10 protein-coding genes are annotated in these 14,575 nt (G+C 59.7%); 1 reads left to right on the top strand and 9 read right to left on the bottom strand.

Features of this window, described 5'->3' with window-relative positions; all coding sequences use genetic code 11:
- Positions 1-127: 127 nt before the first annotated feature.
- The 8 genes from ACWISF_RS04595 to upp form a co-directional block, all read right to left on the bottom strand.
- Complete coding sequence (locus ACWISF_RS04595; RefSeq protein ID WP_448380416.1) at positions 128-1,063, bottom strand: bifunctional riboflavin kinase/FAD synthetase; 936 nt, start codon at positions 1,061-1,063, stop codon at positions 128-130.
- Between the two features lie 37 nt (positions 1,064-1,100).
- A complete protein-coding gene (locus ACWISF_RS04600; protein ID WP_448380417.1) occupies positions 1,101-3,866 on the bottom strand; it encodes a bifunctional acetate--CoA ligase family protein/GNAT family N-acetyltransferase in 2,766 nt (921 codons plus the stop codon).
- Between the two features lie 17 nt (positions 3,867-3,883).
- Entirely contained in the window at positions 3,884-6,514 is a 2,631-nt protein-coding gene (gene adhE, locus ACWISF_RS04605) for a bifunctional acetaldehyde-CoA/alcohol dehydrogenase (protein ID WP_448380418.1), read from the bottom strand.
- Positions 6,515-6,616: 102 nt separating this feature from the next.
- Entirely contained in the window at positions 6,617-7,369 is a 753-nt protein-coding gene (pflA, locus tag ACWISF_RS04610; protein ID WP_448380419.1) for a pyruvate formate-lyase-activating protein, read from the bottom strand.
- The gene (gene pflB / locus ACWISF_RS04615; RefSeq protein ID WP_448380425.1) at positions 7,335-9,563 is read right to left on the bottom strand and encodes a formate C-acetyltransferase; all 2,229 of its coding nucleotides are present in this window, start codon (positions 9,561-9,563) and stop codon (positions 7,335-7,337) included. The genes pflA and pflB overlap by 35 nt, the downstream gene beginning before the upstream one ends.
- 444 nt (positions 9,564-10,007) lie before the next feature.
- Positions 10,008-11,324, bottom strand: coding sequence for a 3-phosphoshikimate 1-carboxyvinyltransferase (gene aroA / locus ACWISF_RS04620; RefSeq protein WP_448380420.1), 1,317 nt, complete (start codon positions 11,322-11,324; stop codon positions 10,008-10,010).
- A 12-nt stretch (positions 11,325-11,336) separates the two neighbouring features.
- A complete protein-coding gene (locus ACWISF_RS04625; RefSeq protein WP_448380421.1) occupies positions 11,337-11,600 on the bottom strand; it encodes a hypothetical protein in 264 nt (87 codons plus the stop codon).
- A 49-nt stretch (positions 11,601-11,649) separates the two neighbouring features.
- Positions 11,650-12,312, bottom strand: coding sequence for a uracil phosphoribosyltransferase (gene upp, locus ACWISF_RS04630; protein ID WP_448380422.1), 663 nt, complete (start codon positions 12,310-12,312; stop codon positions 11,650-11,652).
- 112 nt (positions 12,313-12,424) lie between these two features.
- Between upp and ACWISF_RS04635 the strand changes: the two genes are divergently transcribed.
- Complete coding sequence (locus tag ACWISF_RS04635) at positions 12,425-13,438, top strand: agmatine deiminase family protein (RefSeq protein ID WP_448380423.1); 1,014 nt, start codon at positions 12,425-12,427, stop codon at positions 13,436-13,438.
- Here ACWISF_RS04635 and ACWISF_RS04640 read toward each other — a convergent pair.
- Positions 13,435-14,430 carry a pentapeptide repeat-containing protein gene (locus ACWISF_RS04640; RefSeq protein WP_448380424.1) on the bottom strand — a complete coding sequence of 332 codons (996 nt, stop codon included), beginning with the start codon at positions 14,428-14,430 and terminating at the stop codon, positions 13,435-13,437. The genes ACWISF_RS04635 and ACWISF_RS04640 overlap by 4 nt on opposite strands.
- Between the last annotated feature and the right edge of the window lie 145 nt (positions 14,431-14,575).

A 14,575-nucleotide genomic window follows, 5' to 3' on the forward strand; every position in this document is an offset into this window, starting at 1 on the left:
TATAGTCATTTCAAACAAGTTTGCGACATTTGCCTTTGCCTGCGAACTTTTGGCAAATCCAATCAATCTTAACTAGCGGTAGGCACTACCTCCCCCTATGCCTAACCCATCAATATTCATTCAATTTCTAAGTCGGTTCCAACTGTTCCAGGGGCAAGCCAAAGTACTCCCTGGCGGCTTGGCAATCCCGTTGGATTTGGGCTTGTAGGGCGCTGACGCTGGTGAATTTTTGTTCTGGGCGCAAAAAATGCCGGAGCGCCACCTGCAAGGTCTGCCCGTACAAATCCCCCCGCCATTGGAGCAGATGGACTTCTGCTGTCAGGGTTTGCCCATCGAGGGTGGGACGGTAGCCCAGATTCATGACCCCCGGTTGCGCCTGCGCCCAGGGTTCCCCCCGCACTTCCACGCAATACACGCCGTGACGGGGCAAAAACTTGCGCGCCGGGAGTTGCAAATTGGCGGTGGGAAAGCCCAGTTGACGCCCTAGGGATTGCCCGCGCACCACCTCCCCAATCAGTTGATAGGGGCGTCCCAACAGCCGTGCCGCCCGTTCCGGTTCCCCGGCCAGCAGCAACGCCCGCACCTGGGAACTGCTGATGCGCTCCCCATCTAACATACAAGGCGGGACAATGGTGACCCGGATGCCCAACGCCTGCCCCAGTTGTTGCAATAACGTCGCATTGCCCTGGCGTTCCCGGCCAAAACAAAAATCAAAGCCCACACTCACCCGGCGGGCGTGCAGACGATAGGCCAGAATTTCGGTGACAAATTCCTTGGGGGTCAGTTGCGCCAACTCCCGGTCAAAGGTAAGCAACACCAACTGCCGGACGCCCCAACTGGCTAGAATCTCTTGTTTTTCCGCCAGAGGGGTTAGTAATGCCCTGGGTTGACCACTGAAATACTCCACCGGATGGGGACGAAACGTAACCACGGTTGCCCAGGCGTCCGGTTCGTGCACAATCGGGTCAATCACCGCCCGATGCCCTCGGTGCAGGCCATCAAAATTCCCCAGAGCAATGGCCGTTGGGGTCAATACCTGACTCAGGGTTGCCGTGGTCCACACGCTTTACATTCTGACACATTCCCATTCCCGCCGAATCTTAGCTGGACAGGGCCGCCAGCGGCGATGGCATAGGCAGGCTGTCCAGCAGCAGCACCGCTTTGACCATTTCTTCGTCCTGGTCGGGGTGCAAGGTAAAGCCCAAACGTTCACATATTTTTTGCATCCGGGTATTGGTCGGCAACATGTAAGCCTCGACCTGCTGGATATGCTCCAGTTGGGCAATGGCCACCAAACGCCGCACCAATTCCGTGCCTAGCCCCTGCCGTTGCACCCGGTCGGCCACGATCAGGGCAAATTCGGCGTGATTGACATTGTGATAACGGGTTAACCGCGCGACGCCCAAAATACAATGCTGACCGGTGGCCACGTCGTGGTGATCCGCAACCAGCACCATCTCCCGGTCGTAGTCAATAAAACAAATGCGGGTCAGCCGTTCGTGGGCGATCCGGTGTTGTAGATTGACCATGTGGGCATAGCGCATATAGACGCTTTCGGCAGACAGGGTTTTGTGGAATTCCACCAGCAGGGGCTCGTCTTCCGGGCGAATGGGACGGATGGTGACCGGTAGGCCATTTTTGAGGGTAAACGCACCGACGTATTGCTGGGGATAGGGACGAATCGCCAGACGGGGATTGGGGCCATTGCCCAAGACCACCCGCGCATCCAGAGCCATGAACTGCTCAGCGGAAACCAGCAGGGGATTGATGTCAATTTCGCGAATCAGGGGCTGTTCCACCACCAACTGGCTAAACCGCACCAGCAACTGGGCCAACCTTTCCCGGTCCACCGGCTGCTTGCCCCGCACCCCCCCCAGCGCCTGATAGATGCGGGTGCGCTCCATCAGCCGTTTGGCCAGGGTGCTGTTCAAAGGCGGTAACCCCAAGGCCCGGTCCTGGAAGACTTCCACCAACTGCCCCCCTGCACCAAACAGGATCACCGGCCCAAACTGCGCATCCAAACTGCTGCCCACAATCAATTCATACCCCTGCGCCCGGAACATGGGCTGAACCGTCACCCCCAAAAAGACGTCGGGATGCTCGGCCATCCAGGGCTGCACATTGGCGCGAATCAGATTGAACGCCGCTACTACCGCCTCAGGATGGGCAAGATTCAACTGCACCCCCCCTACATCGCTCTTGTGGGTAATCACTTGCGAAAGCAACTTGAGCACCACCGGATAACCCAGCCGGTCGGCAATGGCCACCGCTTCTTCTGCCGTCGTCGCCACTTCCGTCGGCACGGTGGGAATCCCATAGGCAGCTAAAACCTGCTTGGCTTCGTATTCCGTAAGGAGCTGCCGCCCGGCCTGCTGCGCCTGCTGCACCAGACGACGGACCCGCTCCCGGTCCGGGGTAAATTCGTCCGAATCCGGGGGTAATTGGGGCGTTTCGTAAAGCGCCCGCAGGTTGCTGCTGTAGTGACACATGTAGTTGAAGATATGGGCAGCCGTGTCGGGATAGCTAAAGGTGGGAATGCCTGCATCGTTGAGGGCACGCATCGCCGCGGCGACACTGGCCCCGCCCATCCAACTGGCCATGATGGGTTTGGGGTAGTGGCAGGCTGCGGCAATCAACTGCTGGGCCGTCTCCGTCGGCTGGGACATGGCCTGGGGCGTGAGGATCACCAACACCGCATCCCCATGGGGGTCTTGGGCCAGCACCTCCAGGGCTTGGGCATACCGCTGGGCATCCGCATCCCCCAAAATGTCAATGGGATTGCCGTGGCTCCAATGGGTGGGGAGGAATTGAGCGAGTTTCTCCTGCACCGCCGGGTCCAGAGGCGCCAGCACCCCCCCGCCCTGAATCAGCGCATCCGTGGCAATCACCCCCGGCCCCCCCGCATTGGTCAAAATGGTCAACCGGTTCCCCTGGGGGAGTTTGGGCTGCTTCGAGAGCACCTCCGCCATGTCAAACAGGTCGGAGATGTTGTCCACCCGCAAAACCCCGCACCGACGAAAGGCCGCATTGAGCACCTCGTCGCTCCCGGCCAAGGCCCCCGTGTGGGACGTGGCCGCCTGCGCCGCTGCCTCGCTGCGCCCTGCCTTGAGCACAATGATGGGTTTGGTAATGGCCACCTCCCGCGCCGCCGAGAGAAACGAACGGGCGTCCCCGATGGATTCCATATAGATCACAATGCTTTTGGTGTGGGGGTCGTCTCCCAGGTAGTCAATCACATCCCCCCAACTCACATCCAGCATGGCCCCGATGGAGATAAAGGCGCTAAAGCCAATGTTTTCCTGCAAACTCCAATCCAAAATGGCAGTACATAGCGCCCCGCTTTGGGAAACAAACCCCACCGACCCCGGCCGGGCCATCGCGCTGGCAAAGGTGGCGTTTAAGCCTCCGATGGGGTTCATCACCCCCAGGCAGTTGGGACCGATAATCCGCATCCGCCCCGCATTCGCCAGAATTTCCTGCTCCAGGGCCACCCCCGCCACCCCGGTTTCCCGAAAGCCCGCCGAGATAATAATTGCGCCTTTGACCCCTGCGGCAGCACATTCCCCGATCACCTTGGGCACCGTCGGCGCCGGCGTCACCACCACCGCCAAGTCCACCCGGTCGGGTACCGCTTGGATGTTGGGGTAGGCTTTGATCCCCAGCACACTGCTCCGGTTGGGGTTGACTGGAAACACCGTACCGCCAAAGGGATGGCTAATCAAATTCCACAGAACCGTGCGCCCCACGCTGCCCGGTCGTTCCGTCGCCCCGATGACTGCTACCGTCTCCGGGCGAAAAATGGCATCCAGGGGAAAGCGTTGCCGGGCCCGCCAAATGTCATAGACCCGCTCTTGGGTCAGTTCCATTGGCTCCATAGCTCCCCCTACGGAACAACTGCCGGGTCTTGATGGTACAAGGTACTGCTGACGCGACACCCCTGGTACGAGAGGATATAGAGTTCCTTCAAGTCACGGATCAAGGGATAGCGGGGATTGGCGCCGGTGCACTGGTCATCAAAGGCCTGCTCCGCCATTGCCTCCACCGCTTCGTAAAATTCCCGCTCCTTCTCCGGCAAGGCTTCTTTAATCGAAAGGGGAAGCTCCAGTTCCTGCTTGAGGTGCTCAATGGCCTCGATCAAACGCTCGACCTTTTCCTCCTCCGTGCGCCCCCCAAGCTGCAAAAAGTCGGCAATTTGGGCATACCGCTGCTTGGCATGGGGGTAGGAATACTGGGGAAAAATCGCCTGCTTAAAGGGCGCATCCGTGGCGTTGTAGCGAATGACATGGGAAATCATCAGGGCATTGGCCAAACCGTGGGGCAGATGGAAAGTCGCCCCCAACTTGTGGGCCAGCGAATGGCAAATCCCCAAAAACGCATTGGCAAAGGCCATCCCGGCAATGGTCGCCGCATAATGCACCTTCTCCCGCGCCACCGGGTCTTTTGCCCCATACTTATAGGCCCTGGGCAGATAGGCAAACAGCAACTCAATCGCTTCCCGCGCCAACCCCTCGGTAAATTCCGTCGCCAGCACCGACACATAGGCCTCTAAGGCGTGGGTCAGCGCATCAATCCCCCCATAGGCCGTCAGTTTTTTGGGCAGGTGCATCACCAATTCCGGGTCCACCACCGCCATCGTCGGCGTCAGGGCATAGTCCGCCAGGGGATATTTAATCCCGGTTGTGTCGTCGGTTACCACCGCAAAAGGCGTCACCTCCGAACCCGTGCCGGAAGTGGTGGGAATCGCCACCAAAATCGCCTTTTGCCCCAAAGGCGGCAGGGTATAGACCCGTTTGCGGATGTCCATAAACCGCATGGCCACCCCCCGAAATTCCACCTCCGGATGCTCATACATCAGCCAGATCACCTTGGCCGCATCCATCGGCGACCCACCCCCAAAGGCAATCAGCACATCCGGGTTGAAGCTGCGACAGCGGGCCAAACCTCTTTCCACCGTGCTGAGGGTCGGGTCCGGCTCGACCTCATAGAAAATCTGGAATTCAATGTCCAGCTCCTCCAGAATCTCCTCGACCTCCTTGAGCATCCCCATCTCAAACAGGGGCTTGTCGGTGACCACAAACGCCCGTTTGCGGCCTTTTAATTCCTGCAAGGCCACCGGCAGACAACCGAACTTGAAATAAATTTTGGGCGGCACCCGAAACCAGAGCATATTTTCCCGCCGTTCCGTTACCGTTTTGATGTTGAGCAGGTGATGGGGCGCCACATTTTCCGAAATGGAATTCCCTCCCCAGGTACCACAACCCAACGTCAGGGAAGGGTCGAGTTTGAAGTTGTACAAATCACCGATGGCACCCTGGGACGAAGGGGTATTCAGCAGCACCCGACTGGCGGCCACATGGTGTTCAAAATAGGCCAGGTCATCCCGGTTGGCCGGGTCGGTGTAGAGAACCGCCGTGTGCCCCTTGCCCCCAAAATTGACCACCTGGGCAGCCAATTCCACCCCCTGCCGGAAGGTCGCCGCCCGATACATTGCCAAAATCGGCGCCAGTTTTTCGTAGGAGAAGGGCTCCTGCTCCCCGATTTCGGTCACCTCACCGATGAGCAAGCGCGTGCCTGCCGGGACGCTGATGCCTGCGATCTGGGCAATGGTTTCCACCGACTGACCCACAATCGCCGGATTCAACCGCCCCTCGGCGAGAATAATCTGCCGTACCCGGTCTACTTCCTCCGGGGTGAGAATGTAGGCCCCCCGCCGCCGAAATTCCGCTTTGACCGCCTCGTAAACCCCCTCTACCACAATCACCGCCTGCTCGGAAGCGCAGATCATGCCGTTGTCAAAGGTCTTGCTCAGCAGGATGGAACTGACCGCCAGGGGAATATCGGCGCTGACATCGATCAAAGCGGGGGTATTGCCTGCCCCTACCCCCAAGGAAGGATGCCCGGAAGAATAGGCAGCCTTGACCATCGCCGGGCCGCCTGTGGCCAGGATGAGTTTAATTTCCGGGTGTTGCATCAGGGCTTGCGAGAGGGGAACGCTCGGCTCATCGATCCAAGCAATAATCGGATCCGGTGCCCCCGCAGCCACCGCTGCCTCCCGCACAATTCTGGCCGCTTCAATCGTGCAGGCTTTGGCGCGGGGATGGGGCGAAAAAATAATGGCGTTGCGGGTTTTGATCGTCAACAAAGCCTTGAAAATCGCCGTTGACGTCGGGTTGGTCGTCGGCACAATCCCAGCAATAATGCCCACCGGCTCGGCAATTTTTTGAATGCCAAAATGGGGGTCTGATTCGATCACCCCACAGGTTTTTTCATTTTTGTATTTGTTGTAAATCATTTCCGAGGCAAAGTGATTTTTGATCACCTTGTCTTCGACGATCCCCATGCCCGTTTCTTGCACGGCCAGTTTCGCTAGATAAATGCGGGCTTCGTTCGCCGCCATGGCCGCCTGGTGAAAAATCCGATCCACCTGCGCCTGGGAAAAGGTTGCAAATTCCGCCTGGGCCACTTTGACCGCCGCAAGCAAACGCTCCAAGGTTTCCGTATCGGTGACGCGCATACCTTCTCCTCCTTCGCCTTGCCGGTTCTGCTAGGGGCTTATACCTACCAGGGTACAAACCCCCGCCTGGCATGCCGGTGAAACTTCAACTTGTGATCGGGATCAGGGGGTCCATAGCCCCCGACTTTGAAAAATTGCCTTGGTTTGGGCCAGCAACGCTTCGCTGGGCGGGGGGGTATCTTTGAGCAGGTATTCCAGACCCAGTTGTTCCCATTTATATTCCCCCATTTTGTGAAACGGCAGCACCTCGACCCGCTCTACGTTTTTTAAGCTGGCCACAAAATCCGCCAGGCCCTCGAGGTTGTGGGGGGGGTCGGTCAACCCCGGCACCAGCACAAACCGAATCCAAGTGGGTTTGCCAATGTCGCTTAAATACCGGGCCATAGCCAGGGTCGGCGCCAAAGACACCTGGGTTACCCGCCGATAAAGCTCCGGGTCGTAGGACTTGATATCCAACAGCACCAAGTCCGTATGGGCCAGCACCGGCTCGGCCACCGGAATCGGACAATAGCCTGAGGTATCCAAGGCCGTGTGGAAGCCCAACGCCTGACAGCCCTGCAAAAAGGCGGCCACAAATTCCGGCTGCATCAGGGGTTCGCCGCCGCTGACGGTCACCCCACCCCCTTGCTGGAGATAGGAACGGTATTTCTGCACCTGGGCCAACAGTTCCCCGACCGTGACCTCCCGGCCCCCATAGATGTCCCGGCAGTCCGGGTTGTGGCAGTACAGGCAGCGCAGGGGACAGCCCTGGGTAAATAGGACAAACCGAATCCCTGGGCCATCCACCGTGCCCATGCTCTCGTAGGAGTGAATCCTCCCTTTAACACCGCTCGTGGAAGGTGCGGCTGATGACATCCAGTTGTTGCTCCCGCGTCAGTTTGATGAAATTGACCGCATACCCCGACACCCGAATCGTCAGTTGGGGATACTGTTCCGGGTGCGCCATCGCATCCAGGAGCGTCTCTCGCCGCAACACGTTCACATTCAGATGGTGCCCACCGTCCTGGAAATACCCGTTGAGCATGCGCACCAGATTCTCCACCTGGTCCGCCCGGGTGTGCCCCAACGCCTGCGGCACGATCGAGAAGGTGTTGGAAATGCCATCCAGACTGTCGGCATAGGGCAGTTTCGCTACGGAAGCCAAAGAAGCCAACGCCCCACAGCAATCCCGCCCGTGCATGGGGTTGGCCCCCGGCGCAAAAGGCTGCCCGGCCTTGCGTCCATCCGGCGTATTCCCCGTCTTCTTCCCATAGACCACGTTGGAAGTAATCGTCAACACCGATTGCGTGGGCACCGCCCCCCGGTAGGTCTTCTGCTGCCGCAGCGCGTTCATCATGGTCTGCACCACCCAGACGGCCAGTGCATCGGCCCGGTCGTCGTTATTGCCGTAGGCCGGATAGCTCCCGGTAATGGCAAAGTCAACCGCCAACCCCCGTTCATCCCGAATGGGCCGCACCTGGGCGTACTTGATGGCCGACAGGGAATCCGCCACCACCGACAGACCCGCAATCCCACAGGCCATCGTGCGGTAGACCTCCCGGTCGTGCAACGCCATCTCCAAACGCTCATAGCAGTACTTGTCGTGCATGTAGTGGATGATGTTGAGGGCGTTGACATAGGTGCGCGCCAGCCAGGTCAACACTTGGGTAAACCGCTCTTGGACCACGGCAAAATCCAACACCTCATCGGTAATCGGCGGCATGGGCGGCCCCACCTGTTCCCCCGATATTTCATCCCGCCCGCCATTAATCGCATAGAGCAACGCCTTGGCCAAATTGACCCGCGCCCCAAAAAACTGCATCTGCTTGCCAATGCGCATCGCCGACACACAGCAGGCAATGCCGTAGTCATCCCCGTAGTAGGGACGCATCAGGTCGTCGTTTTCATACTGAATGGAACTGGTATCCACCGACACCTGGGCGCAAAAGCGCTGGAACGGCTCCGGCAACCCCCTCGACCACAAAACCGTCAAATTCGGCTCCGGCGCTGGCCCCAGATTGTAGAGCGTCTGCAAAAACCGGAAACTGGTCTTGGTCACCAACGGCCTGCCGTCTTCGCCCATCCCCCCAATGGATTCCGTCACCCAGGTCGGATCGCCCGAAAACAGTTCGTTGTACTCCGGCGTCCGCAAAAACCGCACCATCCGCAGTTTCATCACAAAGTGGTCCACCAGCTCCTGGATTTCTGCCTCGCTCACCAGGCCCCGCTGCAAATCCCGCTCACAGTAAATATCCAAAAACGTGGACACCCGCCCCAGAGACATGGCCGCCCCGTTTTGTTCCTTGACCGCCCCCAGGTAGGCCAAATAGAGCCACTGGAACGCCTCTTTCGCAGTCGCTGCCGGGCGGCTAAGGTCAAAGCCATAACTTTGCCCCATCGCCTGCAATTCCCGCAGCGCCTTGATCTGCTCGGCCAATTCCTCCCGCAGGCGAATGGTGGCCTCGTCCATATCCCGGTCATCGAGTTCCGCCAGCTCCCGTTGCTTATCCCGCACAAGAAAATCCGTGCCGTAGAGGGCCACCCGCCGGTAGTCCCCGATGATCCGCCCCCGCCCGTAGGCATCCGGCAACCCGGTAATAATCCCCGAACGACGACAACGGCGCATTTCCGGCGTATAGGCATCAAACACCCCATCGTTGTGGGTTTTGCGGTACTTGGTAAAAATCTCCTCCGTTTTGGGGTCCAACTGATAGCCGTAGGCTTCCAGCGCCGCTTTGACCATGCGAATCCCCCCAAACGGCATAATGGCCCGCTTGAGGGGCTTATCCGTCTGCAACCCCACAATCTGCTCCAATTCCCGGTCAATATAACCCGGCGGATGGGCGGTAATCCCCGTCGGCAGGGACGTATCCGCATCCAATACCCCCTTGGCCCGCTCCTGGGCCATCAGGTCTTTGACCTTTTCCCAAAGCTTGACCGTCCGGTCCGTGGGACCAACCAAAAATCCACCATCTCCCGCATAAGGTTGATAGTTGGTTTGAATAAAATCCCGGACATCCACTTGCCTTGTCCACACACCGGGTCGAAATCCTTGCCATTCCGCACGCAGATTTTCGCTAGGGTTGGGAGAAACTGCTGCCACCGACGCCACACCGCCATCCCTTTCCCAAACTTCTTTGCCCATAGGAATTCCCCCCTTTGGAGATAGCAAACATCCCCAAATCTTTACCTAAATCCATTATGAACCAACCCCTCCTTGACCCCCCCAAAAATTTCACAATTCCCTCACAATGAGGGCCGCCAGAGCGGGGGAACGGTTGCCGACCCAACCAGGATAAATTTGATTCCCATTTGTTGCCGTTTTTCCATGCGCCAGCCCTGCCCTTTTGCCCCAACCTTATGGCAAAAAATTTGAATCATCTCGGCCAAAGTTCGCGACAAAAATCCAAAACATCCCGCCTTGGCGACCCACCCAGCGCCAGGGCACCTGGGAGCCATTCCCCCTGGGTTGACGGTAAGTTGTGTTGCCTTGATCACCCTCTGGTTCTGGGTGTTAATGGCAGAGGCTTTCCAGGGTTTGCCAGAACTGGGGGTAGGAAATGTGGACACAATCGGCGGGGGCAAGATGAGAGGTTCCCTGGGCGCGCAAAGCGGCAATTGCCAGGGCCATGGCAATCCGATGGTCATCGTAGGTGTGCAATTCGGTTCCCACCAGGGGGCGTTCGCTGCCGTAAATGGTGAGGCCGTCGGGGTGTTCTTCCACCGTGACCCCCAGCCGCGTCAGTTGGGTTGCCATTGCCGTCAGCCGGTCGCTCTCTTTCACCCGCAATTCGGCGGCGTCCCGGATGACCGTTTTCCCCTGGGCAAAGGCGGCAGCGACGGTGAGAATGGGGATTTCATCAATCAAGCGGGGAATCAACGCGCCCCCAATGGCCACACCTTCGAGGGCGCTGGCTTGCACCCGAATATCCGCCAGGGGTTCCCCGGCCACCACCCGCTGGTTGTGACAGGTAATTTGCGCCCCCATCGCTGCGAGAACTTCCAAAATCCCCGTGCGGCTGGGATTGACCCCCACATTGGTAAGGAGAAGGTCGGCCCCTGGGGTAATGGCGCCTGCTACCAGCCAAAAGGCCGCCGAACTGATGTCCCCCGGCACCACCACGTTTTGCCCGCGCAACCGGGCCCCGCCTTGCAAGGTGACCGTCCCCTGTGCCCAGGTAATTTCCGCCCCAAACGCGCGCAGCAGTCGCTCCGTGTGGTCCCGCGAGGGGGCTGGTTCCCGCACCTGGGTTACCCCTTCACAGCCCAACCCCGCCAGGAGAATGGCCGATTTCACCTGCGCCGAAGCAATGGGGCTGGTGTAGGCAATGGCCTGTAAACGACACCCCTGGATGGCCAAGGGCGCCCGGCTGCCCCCTTGCCGTCCCCAAATCTGGGCCCCCATCTGCTGCAAAGGCGTGACCACCCGCCCCATGGGTCGGTTGCGCAGGGAGTGATCCCCGGTCAAGCAGAAAAAATGCCCCACCCGTCCCGCCAGCACCCCCAACAGCAGCCGCATGGTCGTCCCGGAATTGCCGCAATCGAGGACCTGCTCCGGTTCCTGCCATGCCCCTGGCTGCACCTGCACCGGGTCCTCGGTCAGGGGAGAAATCTCATGCCCCAACGCCCGCAAACACTGCGCCGTACTCTGGGGGTCTGCCCCCGCAAGGATGCCGGTAATGGTGGTGGTTCCCTGGGCCAGACAGCCCAAAATCAGCGCCCGGTGGGAAATGGATTTGTCCCCCGGCACCGCCACCGTCCCCTGTAAGGTTCCGGCTGCGGGCGGGGTAATTTGTACCCCCTGGGGCGTGCGTTGAATCACTGGCGGCATCAGACCCCCCCCTCAGGATGGTTCGCTTAGAGGCTCGGCGGCACTCGCCTGCGCCAGTTGATCCCGCACCTGGTCAATGGTTTCGTTGAGTTGGCTAATTTTTTCTTCCAGGTTTTGCCGCAGACTGTCTTCCTCCCCCTTGGCCTGGCTAGGGGAGGGACGGGACTCGCTGCGCAGACGATTGGCCAAGATGACGCCCAGCACCCCACCAATGACCCCCCCCAGGATCGTACCGACTACCAAACCCTTACCAAATCCATCGCCGCGGGGTTCCATGCCATCGTCTCCCAAGCTTTGCTCTGTTTTTAGTGTACACGCCTTGGCGCTAGCCGTTCTCGGTGCCGAAGCTCCGGTCGCCCGCATCCCCTAGCCCCGGCACGATAAACCCCTTCTCATTCAAGGCTTCGTCAATTCCGGCTGTATAAATCTGCACCTGGGGGTAATGGCTGGTGATTTTTTGCAAAGCAGGCGGCGCCGCGATAACCGCCACCACGCGAATATAGGCCGGTTGCGCCCCCCGGGCCACCAGCGCCTCCAAAGCGGCCATGGCCGTCCCTCCCGTTGCCAGCATGGGATCAAGCAGCAACACCCGCGTCTGGGGGTCAAGCTGGGCAGGTAGTTTATTCAAATACACCGTCGGGGTCAGGGTGGTTTCATCCCGCACCACCCCAAAGTGATACACCCGCGCCAGGGGCAACAAATTTTGGCTCCCTTCCAGCAAGGCCAACCCCGCCCGCAAAATCGGCACCAGCACCATGGGTACCGTCGGGTCAATAAACGTAGCGGCCGCCGGCGCAAGTGGCGTCTCCACCGTCGTCGCTGTCAGGGGCAACCAATCCCGCCGCACTGCCTCGTAGGTCAGCCACCGCCCCAGTTCGCTCAAAGCCGGACGAAAGAGGGCCGCTGGGGTATGGCGGTCGCGCACCACCCCCAACCAGTGTTGGATCAGGGGATGGGGGGGCACATAAACCATTCCTGGCAAGGTCACCTACCCACCGGGTCAAGGACTCCACGTATTTATTATCTTCGGAGCCTTGCGCCCCCAACCACTCCCCCGCCGTTTTATAATCAGGGGGGTCAATGCCAGAGCGGGGGTGCCAGTGCAACCACGGCGACGCTTACCGGCAGAATGGGAACCCCATCAGGCCACCTGGTTTTCCTGGCCCCACAACCGGGATACCTGGCCGGAGCGGTTGGCTGCCACGGAAGCGGCCCTGGCGCAAGCAGTGCAGGCCCTAAGCCGCGGGGAAACCATCCATATCAACGTCCTGGATGCCCAACACGCGCAACGGGTGCGAGAGCAGGTGGGCGCCGGTGAGAACATTCTCCTGCACATCCTGCCGACCAACGATGCCTGGTGTCGGGACCACGGTGCCATTTTCATCCAGGAACAGACCGCAGACGGCTGGCGGTTGGTCGCCACCCATTGGCAGTACAACGCCTGGGGAGAAAAATATCCGCCCTGGGATCGGGATCAACAGGTGGGACGGGCGATGGCAGCCCTGCTGCAGGTTCCTTGTCTGCCCTTGACACCGGTGTTAGAAGGCGGCGCGATTGAATCGAACGGGGCGGGGGTTCTCCTGGCGGCGCAAAAATGTTTACTCCATCCCCGCCGCAATCCGGGTATGACAACCCAGGATTGGGAAGTCTATTTCCGGGATTATTTTGGCGCGCAGCAGGTGGTCTGGATCGATGCCGAAATTCAGGGGGATGATACGGACGGCCATGTGGATGTGACCACCCGGTTTGTGGCTGCCGATACGCTGGTGGTGGCGGTGGAGACCAACCCGGCAGACCCCAATTACCCGGTGTTGCAAGCCCATTGGGCGCGGTTGCAAGCCCTGGCACCCGCCTTGAATTGGACGCTGATTCCCCTGCCTTTGCCCCAACCGGTGTTCCACCGCGGGCAACGGCTACCGGCTAGTTACGCCAACTTTTACATCGGCAATCGGGTGGTGCTGGTGCCTGCCTTTGGGGACCCCCAGGATGCGGTTGCCCAGGCGCTGTTGCAAAAACTTTTCCCCCAACGGCAGGTGGTGGGGATTGACAGCCGCGGGATTGTGGAGGGGCTGGGGGGGTTGCACTGCCTGACCCAACCGGTGCCTGCGGTTTAGCCTATGACGCGGCCATCGGGCATGGTCGCCCCCTGGAGATTGGCGCCGGTAAAGTTGGCACCGATGATGTCGGCCTTGTGCAGGTTGGCCTGGGTTAAATTTGCATCCCGTAGGTCGGCCTTGGTGAGGTAGGCTTCTTGCAAAACGGCCTGGGGCAATTGGGCTTGCCGTAGGTTGGCCAAGCTGAAATCGGCGCGGGTGGCTTTGGCCTCCCACAACTGGCAGCGCAGGAAGATCGCTTTGCTAGCCTTGGCTTCGGTGAGATTGGCGGCGTGGAGTTGGGCATCGGTCAAATCGGTTTCCATCAGCACTGCCCGCACCAGTTGCGCCTGGTTGAGGTGGGCACGGTGCAATAGGGCTTGGCTGAGGTCTGCATCGCAGAGATTGGCCTCGTCGAGGATGGCGTGGCTGAGGTTGGCATTGGCCAGGTTGCTATAGAGCAATTTCGCCCCCCGCAGGTTGGCGCGGCGCAGGTCCGCCCAGCACAAATCTGCCCCTTGCAAATCCGCCCCCTGCAGGTCCGCTCCCTGCAAATCCGCCCGCCGCAGGGTCACCCGGTCACCGCCTTTGCGGGGCGCACTCAGGTTGGCTTGCCGCAGACAGGCCCCCCGCAGGTTGGCGCTGGCGAGATTCGCCCCCCGCAGGTCCGCTTCCACCAGACTGGCATCCAGGAAGTTGGCAAAAATGCCGTTGACCCGCGACAGGTTGGCCCGGTAGAGGACGCTGCCGTGAAATTGCGCCGTATTCAAGTCGGCAGCCGTCAAATTTGCCTGCGCCAAGTAGGCCCCGCTGCAATTGGCATGGCTCAGCTTGGCTCCCTGCAAATTCACCCGGCTGAGATAGGCAAACACCAATTCCGCCCCGTACAGGTCACAGCGCGACAGGTTGAGATTGAGCAAATCCACCCGGTTAAGGCGAATGCCGCGCAGGTCTTCCCCGGAAAAATCGGTTTGGCCCGCGCTGTAGCTTTGGAGCAACTCCGCCGCATCCATCCCTAGGCCGCTCCGAAAGACTTACACAACGCTGAACAAAAGCGGACTTTCGTTCAACTTGTTGCTTCCTTCCTGATTCAACGATTCATGCCTAGTCGGCGAACCGACCCCGGCAGAGGAATCTCCCCAGGCGTCACTTCCCCTG

The sequence above is a fragment of the Gloeomargarita sp. genome, assembly GCF_053491055.1.